26 protein-coding genes are annotated in these 18,398 nt (G+C 37.3%); 11 read left to right on the forward strand and 15 right to left on the reverse strand.

Going from position 1 to position 18,398, the window contains the following annotated elements:
* Positions 1-167: 167 nt before the first annotated feature.
* The 4 genes from PQ474_RS03885 (at position 168) to PQ474_RS03900 (ending at position 4,209) form a co-directional block, all read left to right on the forward strand.
* The gene (locus PQ474_RS03885; RefSeq protein WP_390186682.1) at positions 168-1,112 is read left to right on the forward strand and encodes a toxic anion resistance protein; all 945 of its coding nucleotides are present in this window, start codon (positions 168-170) and stop codon (positions 1,110-1,112) included.
* Positions 1,113-1,145: 33 nt separating this feature from the next.
* Positions 1,146-2,048: a hypothetical protein gene (locus tag PQ474_RS03890; RefSeq protein WP_273840713.1), complete on the forward strand. Its 903-nt coding sequence runs from the start codon at positions 1,146-1,148 to the stop codon at positions 2,046-2,048.
* A 99-nt stretch (positions 2,049-2,147) separates the two neighbouring features.
* A complete protein-coding gene (locus tag PQ474_RS03895) occupies positions 2,148-3,110 on the forward strand; it encodes an MBL fold metallo-hydrolase (RefSeq protein WP_273840714.1) in 963 nt (320 codons plus the stop codon).
* A 118-nt stretch (positions 3,111-3,228) separates the two neighbouring features.
* On the forward strand, positions 3,229-4,209 hold the full coding sequence (locus tag PQ474_RS03900; RefSeq protein ID WP_273840715.1) for a DUF2777 family protein: 981 nt from the start codon (positions 3,229-3,231) through the stop codon (positions 4,207-4,209).
* Between the two features lie 115 nt (positions 4,210-4,324).
* Here the strand turns inward: PQ474_RS03900 and PQ474_RS03905 are convergent, their stop codons facing one another.
* The 4 genes from PQ474_RS03905 to PQ474_RS03920 are packed head-to-tail and all read right to left on the reverse strand — an operon-like array spanning position 4,325 to position 7,632.
* Complete coding sequence (locus PQ474_RS03905; RefSeq protein ID WP_273840716.1) at positions 4,325-5,785, reverse strand: PH domain-containing protein; 1,461 nt, start codon at positions 5,783-5,785, stop codon at positions 4,325-4,327.
* Complete coding sequence (locus PQ474_RS03910) at positions 5,778-6,254, reverse strand: PH domain-containing protein (protein ID WP_273840717.1); 477 nt, start codon at positions 6,252-6,254, stop codon at positions 5,778-5,780. Before PQ474_RS03910 ends, PQ474_RS03905 begins: the two co-directional genes overlap by 8 nt.
* A 23-nt stretch (positions 6,255-6,277) precedes the next feature.
* Positions 6,278-6,493, reverse strand: a complete 216-nt coding sequence (locus PQ474_RS03915) for a hypothetical protein (protein WP_273840718.1) — start codon at positions 6,491-6,493, stop codon at positions 6,278-6,280.
* An 11-nt stretch (positions 6,494-6,504) separates the two neighbouring features.
* Entirely contained in the window at positions 6,505-7,632 is a 1,128-nt protein-coding gene (locus PQ474_RS03920; protein WP_273840719.1) for a conserved virulence factor C family protein, read from the reverse strand.
* A 178-nt stretch (positions 7,633-7,810) separates the two neighbouring features.
* Here PQ474_RS03920 and PQ474_RS03925 point away from each other — a divergent pair, with 178 nt between their 5' ends.
* Entirely contained in the window at positions 7,811-8,533 is a 723-nt protein-coding gene (locus PQ474_RS03925; protein ID WP_273840720.1) for a metallophosphoesterase family protein, read from the forward strand.
* Positions 8,534-8,536: 3 nt separating this feature from the next.
* Here the strand turns inward: PQ474_RS03925 and PQ474_RS03930 are convergent, their stop codons facing one another.
* The 6 genes from PQ474_RS03930 to PQ474_RS03955 form a co-directional block, all read right to left on the reverse strand.
* Positions 8,537-8,956: a TlpA disulfide reductase family protein gene (locus PQ474_RS03930; RefSeq protein WP_273840721.1), complete on the reverse strand. Its 420-nt coding sequence runs from the start codon at positions 8,954-8,956 to the stop codon at positions 8,537-8,539.
* 60 nt (positions 8,957-9,016) lie between these two features.
* On the reverse strand, positions 9,017-9,454 hold the full coding sequence (locus PQ474_RS03935) for a BrxA/BrxB family bacilliredoxin (RefSeq protein WP_273840722.1): 438 nt from the start codon (positions 9,452-9,454) through the stop codon (positions 9,017-9,019).
* Positions 9,454-9,813: a thioredoxin family protein gene (locus PQ474_RS03940; protein ID WP_273840723.1), complete on the reverse strand. Its 360-nt coding sequence runs from the start codon at positions 9,811-9,813 to the stop codon at positions 9,454-9,456. The genes PQ474_RS03935 and PQ474_RS03940 overlap by 1 nt, the downstream gene beginning before the upstream one ends.
* A gap of 130 nt (positions 9,814-9,943) precedes the next feature.
* The gene (locus PQ474_RS03945; protein ID WP_273840724.1) at positions 9,944-10,204 is read right to left on the reverse strand and encodes a DUF2524 family protein; all 261 of its coding nucleotides are present in this window, start codon (positions 10,202-10,204) and stop codon (positions 9,944-9,946) included.
* A gap of 52 nt (positions 10,205-10,256) precedes the next feature.
* The gene (gene rnz / locus PQ474_RS03950; RefSeq protein WP_273840725.1) at positions 10,257-11,180 is read right to left on the reverse strand and encodes a ribonuclease Z; all 924 of its coding nucleotides are present in this window, start codon (positions 11,178-11,180) and stop codon (positions 10,257-10,259) included.
* A gap of 12 nt (positions 11,181-11,192) precedes the next feature.
* The gene (locus tag PQ474_RS03955) at positions 11,193-11,714 is read right to left on the reverse strand and encodes a type 1 glutamine amidotransferase domain-containing protein (RefSeq protein ID WP_273840726.1); all 522 of its coding nucleotides are present in this window, start codon (positions 11,712-11,714) and stop codon (positions 11,193-11,195) included.
* Positions 11,715-11,865: 151 nt separating this feature from the next.
* Here PQ474_RS03955 and PQ474_RS03960 point away from each other — a divergent pair, with 151 nt between their 5' ends.
* The 4 genes from PQ474_RS03960 to PQ474_RS03975 are packed head-to-tail and all read left to right on the forward strand — an operon-like array spanning position 11,866 to position 12,962.
* Complete coding sequence (locus PQ474_RS03960; protein ID WP_273840727.1) at positions 11,866-11,997, forward strand: hypothetical protein; 132 nt, start codon at positions 11,866-11,868, stop codon at positions 11,995-11,997.
* A gap of 5 nt (positions 11,998-12,002) precedes the next feature.
* The gene (locus PQ474_RS03965; protein WP_273840919.1) at positions 12,003-12,353 is read left to right on the forward strand and encodes a peptidoglycan-binding domain-containing protein; all 351 of its coding nucleotides are present in this window, start codon (positions 12,003-12,005) and stop codon (positions 12,351-12,353) included.
* Complete coding sequence (locus PQ474_RS03970; protein ID WP_273840920.1) at positions 12,354-12,446, forward strand: peptidoglycan-binding domain-containing protein; 93 nt, start codon at positions 12,354-12,356, stop codon at positions 12,444-12,446. It begins immediately after the preceding gene.
* A gap of 57 nt (positions 12,447-12,503) precedes the next feature.
* Positions 12,504-12,962: a C40 family peptidase gene (locus PQ474_RS03975; RefSeq protein ID WP_273840728.1), complete on the forward strand. Its 459-nt coding sequence runs from the start codon at positions 12,504-12,506 to the stop codon at positions 12,960-12,962.
* Positions 12,963-13,014: 52 nt separating this feature from the next.
* Here the strand turns inward: PQ474_RS03975 and PQ474_RS03980 are convergent, their stop codons facing one another.
* The 3 genes from PQ474_RS03980 to ilvA all read right to left on the reverse strand — a co-directional run bounded on the left by PQ474_RS03980 (position 13,015) and on the right by ilvA (position 16,085).
* Complete coding sequence (locus tag PQ474_RS03980; protein ID WP_273840729.1) at positions 13,015-13,644, reverse strand: YitT family protein; 630 nt, start codon at positions 13,642-13,644, stop codon at positions 13,015-13,017.
* A gap of 241 nt (positions 13,645-13,885) precedes the next feature.
* Entirely contained in the window at positions 13,886-14,794 is a 909-nt protein-coding gene (locus PQ474_RS03985; protein ID WP_273840730.1) for a chemotaxis protein, read from the reverse strand.
* 43 nt (positions 14,795-14,837) lie between these two features.
* The gene (gene ilvA, locus PQ474_RS03990; RefSeq protein WP_273840731.1) at positions 14,838-16,085 is read right to left on the reverse strand and encodes a threonine ammonia-lyase IlvA; all 1,248 of its coding nucleotides are present in this window, start codon (positions 16,083-16,085) and stop codon (positions 14,838-14,840) included.
* Positions 16,086-16,333: 248 nt separating this feature from the next.
* Between ilvA and PQ474_RS03995 the strand changes: the two genes are divergently transcribed.
* The gene (locus tag PQ474_RS03995; RefSeq protein WP_273840732.1) at positions 16,334-16,534 is read left to right on the forward strand and encodes a hypothetical protein; all 201 of its coding nucleotides are present in this window, start codon (positions 16,334-16,336) and stop codon (positions 16,532-16,534) included.
* Between the two features lie 85 nt (positions 16,535-16,619).
* On the forward strand, positions 16,620-17,264 hold the full coding sequence (locus PQ474_RS04000; protein ID WP_273840733.1) for a trimeric intracellular cation channel family protein: 645 nt from the start codon (positions 16,620-16,622) through the stop codon (positions 17,262-17,264).
* Positions 17,265-17,326: 62 nt separating this feature from the next.
* On the opposite strand, the gene PQ474_RS04005 is transcribed toward PQ474_RS04000, so the two are convergent.
* Together PQ474_RS04005 and racA are read right to left on the reverse strand one after the other, a co-directional pair.
* Positions 17,327-17,695, reverse strand: a complete 369-nt coding sequence (locus PQ474_RS04005; RefSeq protein WP_273840734.1) for a YppE family protein — start codon at positions 17,693-17,695, stop codon at positions 17,327-17,329.
* A gap of 41 nt (positions 17,696-17,736) precedes the next feature.
* On the reverse strand, positions 17,737-18,273 hold the full coding sequence (gene racA / locus PQ474_RS04010; RefSeq protein WP_273840735.1) for a chromosome-anchoring protein RacA: 537 nt from the start codon (positions 18,271-18,273) through the stop codon (positions 17,737-17,739).
* Positions 18,274-18,398: the final 125 nt, after the last annotated feature.

Below are 18,398 nucleotides of genomic sequence, written 5' to 3' on the forward strand. Positions count from 1 at the left end.
TATGATTGTATTCAAAGAGAAAATCCATCATAATATTACTTGACTTGAAACAATTTGAAACATCATCACGTAAAGACAATAGATCGTGATTAGAAGGAGGCATATTAATGATTAACCAATCCGACAATACCCACAGTTTATTAAATCAATATAAAGAAGATAAAGACATGTCCAAACTTCTTTCTTCATTAGATACACTAGGTGAAAATGAGCAACGTGAAGCAGGAGAATCTCTTGAAGCCTTAAAAAGGCCTGTAAAAGAAATGATGCAGGATCAATCTAATCAATTGCCTACTCAGTTGCACCAATTAAAAGAAACCGTTAGTCAACTAGAGCCTAATTATTTAAAAGCGAGTCAAACTAAAAAATGGGTCAACAAGCTGCTTCGCAGAAACCCTATTGAACAATATGCACGAAAGTATCAAACAGTAGAAGCTCAAGTAGATTCCATTGTGGAAGGTCTCCTTAGTGGTAAGGATAAATTGCAGGAAGACTCTCTAATGCTGCATCAATTAAAAGACACAGCACGAAAAAGAATAAATAATCTAAATGAACAAATTGAACTTGGTCAGCAGCTCAACCGGATGCTCGAAGACGAAATGACAAAAGAACAATGGGCCGACAATCCAAATGAGTTAAAAAAGGGACAGTTAAAAGTAACTTCTCGTGTAAAAAACATGTCGCAAGCCGTTATGGTCCTTCAACAATCCTTAGCATCGGTTGATTTAATTGTTGAAAACAATGACAAACTAGAGGAAGCCATTTTTAACGCGATTACCATGACTAAAAATGTCATTACGGTTTCAGCTTCCATTCAATTGGCCTTGTCTAACCAACAAAAGGTCATTAAAGCAGTTAAAAATGTTAATGAAGCAACAGAATCAATGCTATTATCGAATTCAGAGTTGTTAAAACAAAATACTGAACAAACACTTAAAACATTGGAAGAACCTGCTATTGCGATTGAATCTTTTAGAAAAGCTTATAACAATGTATTTGAAGCGATTGAATTAACTGAGAAATCTAATGAGAAAATCGTTCAGTCAGGTCAACAATTTATTAAGGAATTAGATACATTAAATAAAGAAATGCAGACAAAATTACTAAATTAACACTTGTCATTCGTTGGAGAGGAGGAGTTTTATATGGAGTTAATTGACAAAGTAAAGTCCTTCTTCACCCCCGCTCATAAAAAGCCTATTGATGAACATTTAATAAGAGATAAATCAACTAGAAGTTTAATTGAAGATTCGGAAAAGCTTTTAGAACGCATGGCCCAAAATGCCCCTTCTTACAATAAGAAACGTACTGTACGTCGGAAACAAAAAGAGTGGCAAATAAAAGTTAAGATCACCCATTCTACAATTACAATTGTGATGATGGATCACAAAAACTCTACCTCACCGATAAAAAAGCGCTTTGTCATTACATGCTATCGAAAATATATGAAAGCTCAAAATGGTGTTGGTCTTTGTAAAGAAGCAAGCATTCGTTATATAAAAGATGGACGAGCGCACATTCGTGCTATTCGTGAATCTCCTATGTTCCATACACTTTTTTATCGTATTCATCAATTAGATTTAGCTTATTCCAATGAAACTGTGTCTATGGGTCAACCATCGAAAGAGATATTAACGAACCAACAAAACCTTTTACAAGAGACTTCAACTAAAGATGTCTTGCTCTTACTTGAAGAATCAAAACGGTACGTGCAAACCGTAAAACAATTCTCTCTTGATCCAGTAATCGAAAGTCGACTTCAAAGGCTACTGCAACAGGCTGAAAAATTGAAAGAAGATTTCTTACTGTTAGATTTTGAAGAGAGACATACAGTCCGACGGATGTTCAAGGACGACATCCCATCCTTGATTCACACATATTTATCTTTATCGCTAAAGCACCAACTTCATCAGAAGGAAAATCTCTACATTGCTCTATCTAAAATGGAACTTACACTCATTAACTATGTTGAACGTCTAGAGAAATTAAGAGTTGACCGGATGGACCATCTCCTTAGACTACAATCATTACGGTATGATAAAGAGTAGTAAGAAGATCTTTCATATTTTAAAAATTATCCTTGTCACTTCCTACTAATACACTTACACTATTTGTAAGTGTTTTCATTTTGTAGGGAGGTTAGTTGTATGTCTACTATCACATCGATATCACCTAGAATTTCACTTATCGACGGTTTTGATCTCGGCCTTAAAGAAAGAACCGGTACATATGTCATTCAAGAAGAAAAAATTACGTTAGTTGAAAGTGGTCCAAGTCCCTCAGTCCCTCATATTCTTAAAGGGTTAAAAACACTGGCTATTCTACCGGAGCAAGTTGATTACTTAATCGTCACTCATATCCACCTTGATCATGCCGGTGGAGCTGGCCTTTTGCTTGAAAAATGCCCAAATGCAAAGTTAATCGTCCATCCTAAAGGTGCCCGTCACTTAGTAGATCCTTCTCGTTTAATTGCCGGTGCCCAAGCTGTCTATCAAGATAAATTTGATGCTTTATTCCAACCGATTATACCTATTGACGAAGACCGGTTGCTAATAAAAAATGATTTGGACACTCTTGAAATTGGACCAAATTGCAACTTAACTTTTTATGATACACCAGGTCATGCTTTCCACCATTTCAGTATTTTAGATCCGGGTTCAAATGGTATTTTTACAGGAGATACTTTAGGTGTTCATTACGAGTCCTTAGCCAAAGATGGTATACATTTTGTTCTTCCATCAACGTCTCCTAACCAATTTAATCCAGAAGCCATGATTGCTTCATTGGAAAGAATACAATCTCTTCATGTCGACACCATCTTTTTTGGTCATTATAGCGCCTCACACCAACCAGTAAAAGTGTACGAGCAAGTAAAGTATTGGTTGGAGAGATTTGTCTCAATAGGCAAGAATGTAGAAGAAGGAAATGGCACTGTTAATCAACTTAGTCAGTTACTTCTCACCTCTATACAAAATGAACTTGATGAGCTCGGCGTTTCTAGAAGTCACCCCGTGTATGAACATATTCAATTAGATTTACAAATCTGCTCGATCGGCATATTAGATTATTTACGAAAGCAAGAAAAAGGAAAAGGAAAAGGTTATAGCTGAATATTTGATAATGACAAGTAATAACTTGCTTTAAGAAAATAGAGACGTCTATAATAAAATGGAATAGTATGGATTATGATTACAATGCATCAAGACTGTTGTAGAAGTGAGGGGTTTTATGGACCGAAAAAAAGCACAATCATTAATAGGAAAGTTCATTAAAGTAGATGATGGAGTAGCAGGCTGTTATATTGCTATCCTTAAAGAGATTAACGCAGAGCCCCGAAAGCCTTGGAAAGGGGTCGTACAAATTAAAGCTGTTCTAATGCTACCAGCAATAAATGAGTCTAACAATCAAGATCGGTTGCTCCCTTATAAAGAGGACCAAATTATAGAATTCGATGGAGCTAAATTATCAGCTGATTGCAAGCAAGAAACTCCTGAATCCTATGAGAATAGTTTAGTAAAATCTGCACAAGTCTTCATGAATAATTTGCAAGCTGAACAGCTTTTATTAGAGGAAAAAGAAAAGACCGTTCTCTCCTATTTTGAAGATATAGGCATTGATTTACATGCCATACAATCTGAAGATGACGAGAATGGCGAATTTATTATATACACATTCCATCATGATGGGGATCGTTATATCTTGATTGATGATCAGGATGAACGACTTGACTTACAAGATTGCCCGTTTAAGATATCATGGAAACATAAAGATCAAGTGATTACGGGAATTTACGAGTCTAATGGTACATTTCTTTCCGATAATGGGGTCAGATATACCCCAAAAGAAGGTGCTGTCTTTATCATAGCGAAGGAACAGTTTGACCCTTACGTTATTTTACTCAATGAACTTGAACCAACAGCATTAGCTTCGTTAGAAAAAAATTTGGCCCATCATCAATTACAGCATGATGATTTAGTAGAATGTCATAACTCGCTTTTAACCCAACTATTGGATGGCGATGGTCAAAAATCTTTCAAAGGTGTCAATTTCTTAACGTACAATGGAGCGGATGGTATAGTTCACGTTCAACATCACTATGAACGTGAACTGCACAGATATAAAAACGATAAAGTGTATGATCGCTTTGAGTTTACAACCGAACAAGGTAAACGTTCCATTGTCACTTATACGAATGAATATTCCCACTAAGGCAAGTAAATGAAAAAGCTCCCGTAAATGATCAAACCATAGATTTACGGGAGCTTTTATTTTTTTATTTCAAATTAGAAAGAATTTACTCCAAACCTTAGGTAACTCTTTGTTCCTATTTTTCTTTTATGTTGCTAGTCATAAAGCATTTAAGCATATGCATGGCGTAATCCCGATCTAAATCTAGCACCATAAATGACTTCCCCACCACACTTGAGAGAATAGAAAAACGAAAACTAGTCAATGCTTTTCGTTTTTGGAAAAAAGACGTTCTTATTTCCGCGGCTTGAATCTTTTTCCGTTCGGAAATGACTACGACCTGGCTGACTTTGCGATAACGTAACCAAAAATGTGTATGGTCACAACCAGCTCCTGAATCACGGTATTGTAAGTAACCAAAGATTAGACATATGACCACGATGATCAAACCATAATAGGCAATTGGATTGATGAGCCAACCTATTAAGACGGTTACGACTAATGGAGTAATCGCATTTCGGATTAAAAAGCGAATTAACGCTCTTCTAGGTACAGATTGTAACGGATATTCAATTGCGTAATTCGGTAAAATTCGTTCAAAAACACCCCGAATATCTTTCATTCTAGCAAGAGGAATTAACACGGTTGATAACTGCTCATCATTCGTCCCACCACCTGCACTCTCGACATAAACCGTTGCAAAGCCAAATGGTTGTCTAAAGATATTACGAACTACACGAATGGCTGTCACTCGATGTGTGTGGATTGTTAATTGCCGCTGTTCGAGCAAACCTCGTGTTATGACAATCTCTTCTCCATGCTTTTCTATTTTAAAACCACCATACTTCAACAACGTTCCCAGAAAAGAAATACACCAGGATAAGATTATTATGATGACAACTAACCCTATAAAAAGAGCTAGTCCAGATTCAGCAAGAAAACCAAAAAGTTGCTCATAAATTGATTCCGGTAAAAATTGTTCAACTTGACTAAACAATGCAGCAACAGCAGAAATCGTTAAGCCAATTCCACTTGACGTAAGTGCAGCAATTAGTAAATGACCTTTTGATAAGAACCAGATATAATCAGCTTTTTCTTCAACTGCTTCAATTGTCATCTCACCTGATTCATCCATCACCGAGTGAGAAGTTTCATTCTTTCTAAGTAACTGAGCACGAATATCTTCTGCTTCTTCCCTACTTACTGCACTTAGATGAAGCTCTGGCTCAGTTCCTCCACCCGCTGTTTCCACTTTTAATTTTACAAGGCCGAATAAACGTTGAAACACTCCTGCACTAATATCAATACTTTGTACTTTTTGTTGTTGGATGTATCGTTTCTTTTTTACAAAAATTCCTCTTTGTATATAGAGTTCCCCTGCCATGATTCGGTATCTAAACGTTAACCAATGACCAATTCCTTGTAAGAAAATAAAAAGGAGAATACCGATCCAAATATATTCAAATCGAAAAAAACCCGTCGGCTCATTTGAACTCCCTAGAAATAGACTCAAAACAAGCGGGATTAAGAAGCTTCGTAAAGCAGTTAAAAAAGATACGAAAATAGCTGCGACATGAAGTCTTTTAAAGTCATTCATCTTCAGCCACCGCTGCTAATTCCGCAATACGGTCTCTTAATTCATCGGCTACTTCCATCGTTAATGATGGAATTTGATGCACTGTTGCCGCTGTAGAGATCGAAACCGTTGCTAACTGGTATCTTTTAGATAATGGCCCTTGTTCTGTATCTACATACTGTACCCTAGTCATTGGAATTATCGTACGTTTTACAATAAAGACACCACGTTGAAGGTCAATTTCATCTGCAAGTACATCATACCGCCAACGCTTCCAACGCATTGGAGGTATGATTAAAACTGTTACAATAATATAAACCAGATAACCTGTAATTAAAGGCCATAAGACCCATACTCGAAAGTCAAAAAAATAAAGTAGAACACCATATCCAATTGGAACAAGTGCTACAAAAAGACTTTCAAAAAAAGCTTGTAGTCTCCAAAGCGGCAATGCTTTTTTCGATAGAGGTTGAGATGGTTCAAGGCGCAAGTTATTGCCCCCTCTCATGTAATTTACTCTTCTTCTTCATCCGTTATAAATACGATTGAGACACCAAGTTCTCTTAATACATTTAAAAGAGCCTCATTTAGATTCCGATCATAAAGCAGGCCAATTGACTCTACTAATTCTAACTCTTCTAGATGACCTTTTTCGGCATCTTCAATCATTTCTAGCATATCTTCCATACCAAGACTCTCTAATTTGGCAATGACTTCATCTTTTGTCATTTTTAACACCTCTAATCATTTTGTTTACGGGATTCGGTCATTTGTTTCCAGACAGAGCCCTTCGCTTCTTCTCCACCTTCAATTCGAGCAAGTGCCATCTTCACTTGTAGAGCAACTTCAAACTCTCGATCTGATTCAGCTTCCCTTAAAGGCTCTACAGCTCTTTCGTCTCCTACTTCGTAAAGAAACATCGCTGCACGCCAACGTACTAATTTATTTTTATCATTTAACGCTTCAATCATCGCAGGAATGGCATCTGCATTGCCTAAGTCCGATAAACAGTCTCCAGCTGTCCGACGTACCGTAACAGATGAATCTTTAAGCGCTCTGTACAAATAAGGCAATACGGCTTCAGTCTCGATCATCCCAAAGTAAACGGTTGCTAATCGTCTAATGGACGCTTTTTCATCCTGCAATGCTTTTTCCAAAACAGGGATATCCTTTTGTTTTGGATCCATTCTCTCTAATACCGCGTAGCGATCACGCCAATCCTCTTGACCTAGCATAGCTAGCGTCACATCAATGAAACGCTCACGTTGAGCAGCTTGAATATCTTCTGTTCCATTTGCCATTGCTACAAGTCCATTCAACCGCTCCTGAGAATAAGCGGCAGATAATTCATCGGCTACTTCCTTAGCGATTTCATCTAAATCGCCATAGCGCACCCCTTTATCAACCCATTTCCGAGCCATTACCACATTGTCATCAGGCTTTTGAGCTTTAGCAACAGCTTGGACAAAACGATCAGGCAGACCTTCTCTTTTCTCTTGTTCTCCATCTGTTAATTTAATTTGCATTGGTATCCCTTTAAACATTTGAATCGCAACATTCACTTCACCAAAGTGATCATTTACTTGATTTTCCTGTACGGTGGCATTAACATCTTCTCCAAACATCGTACGTACTTGAGGAAGGATTTCTTTCCAATCTTTTTTAGGATGACGATCAATCGCAATAAAATCGGCAACGTGATAGACACCTTTAACACCATCAATTTCAAATAGTTGTTGTATGTAGGTTGGGGCTTCATTTTTATTTTTTTCGTTATAACTATTTCTAGCACTTTCACCCAGACTTTCACTTAAAGTTAATTTCATGGTATTGGGACTTGGTGTTGGTTCAATAGATGTAATATACATAAGTTTAACCTCCAATTTCTCTTCTTTTTAATCTCTACTTGATCTTATCATAGCTGTAAAAATCCTGCCAACCACACGGTTTACTCTTCAATAAACAAAAGAATCACAAATGAAAAGGATTTGAAACATGAAATTTTAAGCTTGTCTGTTATAATAAGTAAAAAGGGAGGGTTTACATATGAGAATAGCTTTTTTATCTGATATTCATGGAAACGCGACTGCTTTAGAAGCCGTTTTAAGAGATGTACGATTACAGCAAGTAGATAAGATTTGTTTTCTTGGAGACTTATGTTTCCGCGGTCCAGAACCGAAACGTGTCCTAGACATTATTCGTAGCTTAGATGCAGATGTTATCAAAGGTAATGCGGATGAGTGGCTCGTTCGTGGGATTCAACAAGGTGAAGTTCCCGAGAGCTCTCTTGAAATCATGAACTTGGAGCGGGACTGGACACTCCAACGCCTTGATGAAGAAGATCTGAAATATTTAAAAAATCTTCCAACTGAGCTCATTCTTGATGACGGGTTAGATTCAATTGTTCATGCATTTCACGCTACTCCAACTAGTTTGTTTGATGTAGTCTTGCCTGATGATACCACTAAGATTGAAGAAACGATTATGCAACGTGACGAAGCGGACCTTTATGTATACGGGCATATCCATCACCCTTTTATAAGGTCGATGCACGGTAAGAATGTCGTAAATACCGGAAGTGTCGGAATGCCATTTGATGGACATCCACTTGCCTCTTATTTGATTGCTGACATTGAAGAAGGTAGACACCGTCTTCATTTAAATCGTGTACCTTATAACCGCGAACACGTTGTAGAAATCTATAAGCAAGGTGGATATCCAAATATTGAAACAATGGGAAGAGTTATATTTTATGGGGTTAGACCTTAATGATTAAGGTCCTATCAAGGTTGCTACACCTTGCATAATGTCCATAATCGTAGACCTATCGTGATAGATAAAAGCTATGTTTTTATTTTCGTCAATTAGAACAGTTGTTGGGACACCCATACAATGATACTGATCATAGACTTTTGTTCCAGTGTCTTTTAAAACAGGAAACGTATAGTTATGCTCCTGTAGAAAGGCTGATACATCAACATCAGGATCTCTACCGGTCACATGAATCATCACCATTTCAATGTCATTGGTATGAAGCGACTTATACAACGTATGCTTTGCTTGCAGATCTCTTTGCGAATCCGGACACCAAGACGTCCAGAATGTTAACATGGTTACTTTCTTAGTTGCATCTTCAAGTGTCCAATCGCCTTCTTTTACACTAGGCAATATAAAAACCGGTGCTTTTTTCATGATTGCATCATCCTTTACAAAAAAATGGTGACTCTTTATTTAGAGTCACCTTCTTTCAGCTTATATACTACAATGTTTATTATAAGCCATCGCTAAATTACGGATAATGCTTTCTGGGGTTTGACCTTCAATTTGCTCACGAGGAATAAAGTGAACGACTTCTTTTCCTTTTAAGATAGCCATTGATGGTGAGGATGGCGGTATTTCTGAAAAATAAGACCGCATTTCAGCAGTAGCTTCCTTATCTTGACCCGCAAATACAGTCACAATATGGTCAGGAGTGTTGTCATGTTGAAGCGATGTAACGGCTGCAGGTCGTGCTAAACCGGCTGCACATCCACAAACTGAATTGATTACAACCAAAGTTGTCCCTTCAGCCTCCTCCATATACTGTTTAACTTCCTCGGCCGTAGTTAATTCTTTAAATCCATTTTCAGTTAATTCCGATCTCATCGGCAAAACCACTTGACGCATGTATTCTTCATAAGCCATTGACATCATTCATTTCCCCTTTCATTTGTATTTGTTTTTTGTAAAGTCCAAGCAGTCGCATAAGGTTTTAACTTGTTATAAAGGAAACCAATAGAACCAAATGCATAGATACGTTCAACTCCTAGTCCTTTTTGAAACACAAGTAAACATGGAACACTTTGTATTTTCCATTGTTGCGCAAAAGTTGGTGAGTGATTGATATTTAGACTATACATTGGTAATGATTCAAAACTAGATTCAACAACTCGTAACATCCCCTCTGCTAATTTACATGTACCACATAATGGAGTATACACAAAAACAATCGTTAGTCGTTCTCTGGCTGCTAACTTTTTATCCAGTACGTTACTTACAATTTCCTCCATCTATTTTCCCTCATTTCATCATTATCTATTTTACCAGAAAATAATGAAACATGCTTGAGTAATGATCGATTTCTTTATACATACAAGTCGAAAAAAGCGAACACCCTAAGTAAGGATGCCCGCTTTTTTATTAACGCTTTAGAATAAAATGATTTTGCATTTGATGAACTTGAATTTGAGCACGATATAATTCATCACGTTGCTCTGGCGCAGCTGCATGTAATAGGGTATCAAGCTCGTCATCCAATTGTTGTAATTGACTTTGTACTTTCATATAGTGTTCCGGATCACCAGCTTGGACACGTTGTGAATCATCAAAAACCTGTTGGGCCCCTTGTAATGCCATTTCTACTTCTTCAAGAAATTGTGCAACTTGAGTACGCTCTGCCATGATCATTCCTCCTACTATAGTTGAATTCCTGATCTTACTTTGCGCATCTTACTTAGTTGTTATTCATTAACTTGTACACCATTAAATCATGTGCAATGAGCGACTCTGTAAATGTCCGCTGAGCTTCTTCTAGTAGTTCTTCTTCCTCTCCTGCATATCGGGAACTGATATGCGTCAAGATCAATAGTCCTACTTTAGCCTCCTTGGCTATTAACGCAACATCTGAAATCGTTGAATGGCCAAATTGATCAGCATGATTTTTTTTATCATATCGAAATGTCCCCTCATGAATAAGAAGGTCTACTCCTTTTGAAAATTCCTTCATTTTTTTTAATGGTCTTGTGTCTCCGGCTATGACTATTTTACGACCAATTTTATTCTCCCCAATATACTTAGAACCGTCAATCATCTTTCCACCTTCAAGTTCGATGACCTCTCCATTTTTAATTCTCTGAAAGATAGGCCCTGGTTCCACACCTATTTCTTTTAACTTTTCAACATTTAACGCCCCGGGCTTATCTGCTTCAATGATCTTAAAAGCAAAGCTAGGCATCACATGATCAAGTTCGATCGCTTCGACTGCAATCGTTGCATCTTCAAAAATAACCCCCTCATGAACTGGAACATATGATACCTCATAACCAAGATAAGATTTTGATACATTTAATGCAGTTTCAATAAACGTTTCGATTCCAAGAGGTCCATAAATGGTTAAAGGAGATTTGGCTCCTTGTGCGGAACGAGAACACAATAAACCAGGTAGTCCAAATAAGTGATCACCGTGAAGATGACTGATAAAAACTCGTTCAATTTTTGATAAAGAAATGGGAGTATGTAGGATCTGATGCTGTGTCGCCTCTCCGCAATCAAACAACCATTGGGTACTCTTCTTTTGTAGAAAGCGGACAACCAATCCGCTTACATTTCGAGTGGTTGAGGGGACGCCTGATCCCGTTCCTAAAAAATGAAATTCCATGACATCACCACTTTAATCCGCTAGTGCATCTGCAAAAGCTTTTGCATATGGAGGTAAATCTGGAGGTCTTCTGCTTGAAATAATATGTCCATCGACCACGACGGCTTCATCCAGCCACTTTGCACCTGCATTTTCCATATCATCACGAATACCTGGTGTACTTGTAACCCTTCTTCCATTCAAAACCTTTGCCGAAATAAGTACCCAACCAGCATGACAAATTTGACCAATTGGTTTTTTATCGTGATCCATCTCTTTTACAAACTGCAACACTTCACTATACCGACGCAATTTATCTGGAGCCCATCCTCCTGGAACTAAAATCCCATCATAGTTCTCGGATTTTATATCTTTAAACGCCAAATCAGTCGTAGCTGGAACTCCATATTTCCCTATGTATGTTTTTCCTTTTTCAGCTCCCACTAAGTGAACGGTAGCCCCTTCTTCCTGCAAACGCATGATCGGGTACCAAAGTTCTAAATCTTCAAATTCCTCATCAACTATCGCCATCACTTTTTTATCCTGTAACCGCATAACAATCACTCCCAATCCTTTTTACATACACTAAGTATAGCATGTCTAAAGAATTAGCAAAACCAATAGACAGTTCTAGCAAGGAGCTTCACTATATAAAATAAATGGTAGATTACCCAACAAAACTAACTAATTTCAGGAGGGAATCATCATGAATGCAAAGACTACAAGCTCTCTAATCCTGTCAACCGCTATGTTTGGAACTGTATTAGCCATGCCTCTAAACGATAGCCATGTCGAAGCTTCGACAAAACCTATTTCGAGTAAAAAAAACTTCAAGTAAACCAAATTCTTCAATTCGGGGCAACCGGGACACAGGTTTATGAGATACAAAGTTATTTAAAAGTTTTTGACTACTTTTTAAGGGCAAGCAAGATGATCTACGGCGTTCTTACTAAGCAAGCAGTCGCTACATATCAAGAAAAACATTCATTAAAGAGGGATGGAATAGCCGGTCCTGAGACTATTGGCCACTTGTTACATTCAAGTGATGTGCAAATTAATATAAACAATGCAACAACAGTGAAAATCCAGGAAGAACCAAATGACCCTAATCAAGCACTGACTTCAGACCGATTCTCCTTAGCCATCAAAGGAGAATCGGTTAGAATTTTCAGTCAAGGTGATCGTGGTAATTAAATCACCGAGTTTCAGCAACAACTTCATGAACATGGTTATTATAGTGGGGTAGACGGTATTTTCGGACCTAAAACAGCTGCGGCCGTCAGGTGATTTCAACAAACACACGGATTACAAGTTGATGGTATTATCGGACCTAAAACAAAAGCTATGCTAGCAACCACAGCCGAGGTTCAAACACCTAACATCCAACAACCAACTAAAGCAAATGAAGTAAAAGTAGAAACAACTCAAACTGTACATGAAACAAAATCTAATCATTCAAACCTTACAAAAACCGCTTCATCTTTAAAAGGTACGCCTTACGTTTTGGGAGGTACATCGCCTGTTGGTTTTGACTGCAGCGGCTTTATTCAGTACGTCTTTAATAAACACGGGAAAAACCTCCCTCGAACAACAACAGATTTATATCAAGAAGGGCAGCCTGTTTCCAATTTACAGCCTGGAGATATTGTGTTCTTTACCACTTATAAAAATGGGTCTTTTCACGCTGGCATATACTTAGGTGATCGATCATTCATTCACGCCGGATCTTCTACGGGAGTTACTACAGCCTCCCTTGAACAACCTTATTGGTCACAGAGATACTTAGGAGCTAAACGTTTTTAATAGAGACAAAGAAGGTTGCTATTTAAGCAACCTTCTTTGTTTCAGTTAAATTTTAAGCTTCATTAGCTGTTCTAGAACTTACTTCGCTATACACGCCTTGAATTGCTTCTTTTATAGGTGATTTTTTATATCTTCCAATAATCGTACTTGCTACAAAAATGGTAAATATAGATAAAAGAGCATTGCCCCACCCTACTAGTAACCCAGCAAAAATAACAATTAATAAGTCACATAAAAATATCGTAATTCCACGGTTAATATTCCATTTCTGATCAAGGTATAAAGCTAAAATGTGAATACCACCGAGAGAAGAACCATTGTTTAATACAAGAGTAACTCCAAAACCAATACATAAACCTGCAAGGATGGTTGCAAGCCACATAGGAACGGAGAAAAAAGGAATTAAATCTAAAGCGTCACGAATAATAGAGATCCCAATAATGGACATAAAACTAGAGATCGTAAACCATTTTCCGAGCTTCTTGAAAGACATCCAGAAAAAAGGTACATTCGCTAAGAAAAACAGCACACCCCACGACCACGTGCCAAGAAAGGTCAATACTGTCGCAAGTCCTGCTGTTCCTCCAAAAGTTAACTCGTGCATCGCTAAAAATTTCAAGCCAAAAGAAGTGAGAATTAACCCCAAGATAACTAAAGAAACCATTTTCATGCGCTCTGCCATCGTTTCCACCCCCTATTTATCTATTACACTATCTACCATATCTGATCGAAAACTCTCCGTCAATGCATATAAATGAATTTTTATTCATCAGAATTATCAGAAAAGTGTATCAGAGTTGATAAAGTAAAAAGATCATACAAAAGAATATGCATAATTCCATTCATTTTCAAACAAAAAAAAATGATAATTAGTTTTAAAATTCGTTTTCTAGACGAAATAAAACCTTATCATTCTTTCCCTTTTATAAAATTAATTGATCAATAATTTGAATGAGCTTAACGATATCTGGCTTACTGATTTGGGCATTAGCTCCAACACCCTTCCCTCTATGGTAGACATCATCTGTAATTAACGAAGAAAAAATGACAACAGGTAATCCTGATAATTGTTCATCTTCCTTAATTCGTTTTGTTAAATGGTGTCCGTCCATTTGCGGCATTTCAACATCCGTAATAATCAGTTGTACTTCCTGATTAATATCTACTTTTGGGTCTTCTTTTAAGAAAGTTAAGTAATCCCAAGCTGCTCTTCCATTATCAAAAAAGGTTACTTGGTCATATCCAGCTTCAGAAAGAGTTTCGTGGAGAAGCTTTCGTAACATCGCTGAATCTTCTGCTGCCACAATTTTTTTATAACTTCTCTCTCTTTCACCTAATGACTTCACTTGCTTTACATTGATGCCTTTTTCAGGGTTTATATCAACGACAATCTTTTCAAAGTCAAGTAATAATATCATCTGATCATCCATCTTTACAATCCCTGTTGATGCATTTTGTAGCCCTTGAGATAACTCTGTCGGCTTCTCAATTTGTTCCCAAGAAATACGATGGATTCTAGAAACATTCTGTACTCTAAAAGCTACCTTAATTTGGTTTAGTTCTGAAACAATTAATTTATCATGTTCTGGATTCTCAGAAGGTGGCAATCCTAATACTTTTGTTAAATTAACAACAGTAAGTACTTCATCTCTTAAACGAATAATGCCTTCAATATGAGGATGAGCATTTGGTATTGACGTTACAGGAGGAGCTTGTATGATCTCTCTTACCTTCATAACATTAATCCCAAATGTGCCTGTTCCAACCTGAAAGACGATGACTTCTAGTTCATTTGTCCCACTTTCAAGTAAAATCCCTTTTTCTTCGTTCACTTATGAACTCCTCCTTAAAGGCCATAGATCTAAATAGTTATATTTATATAAGTAGGTGAAAAAGGCTTTTATCTTTATTTATCTCTTGGTAATCAAATCCTTTTTTCTCAAGACGCTTGATTAAGCCAGGATAATCCTCCGGACTCTTCAATTCGATTCCAAGCAAGACCGGCCCGTTTGATTTGTTGTTTTTCTTTGTATATTCAAAACGAGTGATATCATCATCTGGACCAACAACCTCTTGAATAAATTCTCTTAATGCACCTGCTCGTTGTGGGAATTGAATAATAAAGTAATATTGTAATCCTTCGTAAATTAAAGAGCGTTCTCTCATTTCCTGCATACGACCAATATCATTGTTACCTCCACTAACCACACATACGACGTTCTTTCCTTTAATTTCATCTTTATAAAAATCTAATGCCGTAATTGGCATAGCTCCAGCAGGTTCACAGACAATCGCATTTTGGTTATATAATTCAAGAATGGTTGTACAAATTTTCCCTTCAGGAACGAGGACGATATCTTCTAAAATATTTTGACAAATTTCAAATGGAATTTCGCCTGGTTTTTTCACGGCTGCTCCGTCAACAAATTTATCAATTTTCTCTAGCTCAACAACTTTTCCTTGTTTTAATGATTCCTTCATTGCTGGTGCTCCAGCGGGTTCACAACCCACAATTTTCGTATGCGGACTAATACTTTTTATATAGATCCCCGTCCCACTAATTAAGCCACCACCACCAATAGAAGCAAAAAGAAAATCAATATTCTCCTCAATGTCATTCATAATTTCCATTCCAACAGTCCCTTGACCTGCAACGATCTTTTCTTGATCGAAAGGATGGATAAATGCTTTATTGTTTTCATTGGAATAACTCATCGCTTCATTAAAAGAATCATCAAATGTGTCTCCAGACAAAACAACTTCTACGTATTCTTTTCCAAAAAATTTAACTTGATCCACCTTTTGACGAGGAGTTGTTGATGGCATGAAGATTTTTCCATTGATTCGTAATGTACGGCAAGAATATGCGACACCTTGAGCGTGATTACCCGCACTTGCACAAACAATGCCATTATTTAACTCTTCTCTAGATAAACTTGATATTTGATGAAAAGCTCCACGGATCTTGAATGAACGGACTACTTGTAAGTCCTCTCGTTTCAAATAAACATTACATTCATACCTTTCTGATAATACTTGATTTAACTGCAAAGGTGTATGAGTGACAACGTCTTTTAATCGCTGGTTTGCAATAATAATATCTTCAATATGTACGGTTCCCATAGTCTTAATCCTTTCACTTCAAACTATCTTAAATTTACAATACGTTTATCTTATCATAACCGTTATCATTTGCGTAACCCCAATCATTCACACGTTTCGTAAACAATTCAAGTGTATACGCTTACCTACTATGTCTTTTTTCATGATTGATTATTTATAGGGTCCTAACTATAATAGAGAAGATAGAACATGACACTAACAGATACATATGTAGAGACATCTGTTTTTTTATTTAAGGAGGGTTGATCATGGGAAAATTGCTTACATTATTAACAACAATGGTTTTGGCTTTCGTTATCGTTCCTGGACAGATTCTAGCGGCAGGAGGCGGCGGTGCTGAGGATGCAGCTCACGCTGAGCCATCAGGTTTACTTTTGGCCACATTAACAATTATGTCCATTTTAACAATGGTTGTAATGATTTTTTTCTCGTTTCGTGATAACGGCTAATAGCTAATCGCAAGTGAACGTGGACAAGCGAAAGATTTGTCCACGTTTTTTATTGTTAAAAAAGATTTTTGGAGGAGAGAGAAACATGATTTGGGACATTTTAACACTCATTGGAACTGTAGCCTTTGCACTTAGTGGTGCAATCGTAGCTATGGAAGAAGATTATGATTTAATGGGTGTATACATCTTAGGTTTAGTTACTGCTTTTGGAGGAGGAGCGATTCGTAATTTGTTAATTGGTCTCCCTGTGTCAGCATTGTGGGAACAAGGCTCTTTTTTTATAATCGCGGTTATTGTCATGAGTATCGCTTTTATCTTTCCAACCATATTATTTAATCATTGGGTTAAATTCCATCTTCTTTTTGATGCAATTGGTCTTTCTGCATTTGCGATTCAAGGAGCTTTATATGCAACAGAAATGGGACACCCCCTTTCTGCGATCATAGTAGCGGCAGCTCTTACAGGGGCAGGTGGCGGTATGGTCCGCGATGTACTTGCGGGAAGAAAGCCACTTATTCTTCAAAAGGAGATTTATATCGGGTGGGCGATGCTAGCGGGTGTTGTTGTGGGGCTTGACCTTCTTTCAGGGCCTATAGGATTAACCATATTATTTATTAGTGTGATTATCCTGCGAATGCTTTCCGTTCATTTACAATGGCAGCTACCTCGTAGAAAGATCACCGGTATAGTTAGGAATGGGGAAAAGAGTTTAGAAAAGAGTTTAAATTAGGTGGATCATAAAAAAGGTTGTCGAAAAGGAGTGCTCACCTTTTCGACAACCTTTATCAATACTTATTTGTCAATTGCTCCTAACATTTGATTTAATACGTATTCTACGGACTTAAACGTTTCCATTTGTCTTTTTTTACTGGTTTCTTTATAAAACGATTTAATAGCTACAATTTCAAGATTTTCTTCCGTTTGTTGAAGTTGACTAGGATGAAGATGCAGCGGTTTTTCTTTTTGGACAAACTCTTGTGCTAGTGGCATCCACAGATCACGTACCTTTGCCATGTCTTCGGCAAAAGGTTTGACTACTCCAAAAAAATCAACCTCCCCCTCTTCCTCTCTAGCTTTTATATAATATTCTTCAGCCTTTTTATTTAAACGGATTAATGCATTTGTTAGATATTTTAATTCGGAACGGGTCATTTCGTTCATTTCGCACCTCCGTTCCTCATCTTAGCAAATCAATCTCTAACTTAAAAGGAAAAGATCTGCATAAGTGAACGCCATTTATTTTTATTGACACTTCCGCCAACAGCCATTGGGAGCTCACGCTCTTCAGGGATGTTATGATCCTGCATACGATTCTCAATTTTATTTAAACGTCCCTCTAAGTTTTTAATCATTTTCATCATATCCTCTAATTCTGAACGGTGCTTAAGCAATTGATAACTAACTACCTCATCTGCTTTTTGAGACAACTTACGATCTAACTCGCCGACACGAGTTATAACCTCTTCTAATTTTTCTTCATAAGTTGCTGTTTTAATGTTAAGTTCATTCTTTTCCATTTGGTTTAGCCCCATTCCTAATTGGATCTCCTTCATTTTCTTTCCTTGTTGAAGTTGAATCTGAACTTCACGCATCGTCTCCACATGCTCTTGGGTGAATAAGAAATGACCATGTTCATTTGTCTCACATACAAGACCAAAATATTTCGCCCACCGTTGTACCGTTGTTGGATTAACACCCAATACCTCAGATACCTCTTTTGTTTTCAAAGCAGTCTTCATGTAACGAACCTCCCATTTTTTCTTCTTGCAAACGAATTCGTCTCAACACTCACATATCCCTCCACCCCTGACAAAACTAGAATTAATTCGTCAAAGAAAGTGGAAAAATTCTTTCTGACGTGAAG

Origin of the sequence: Halalkalibacter alkalisediminis, from assembly GCF_028610705.1 — a bacterium.
GTDB classification, from domain to species: domain Bacteria; phylum Bacillota; class Bacilli; order Bacillales; family Bacillaceae_D; genus Halalkalibacter; species Halalkalibacter alkalisediminis.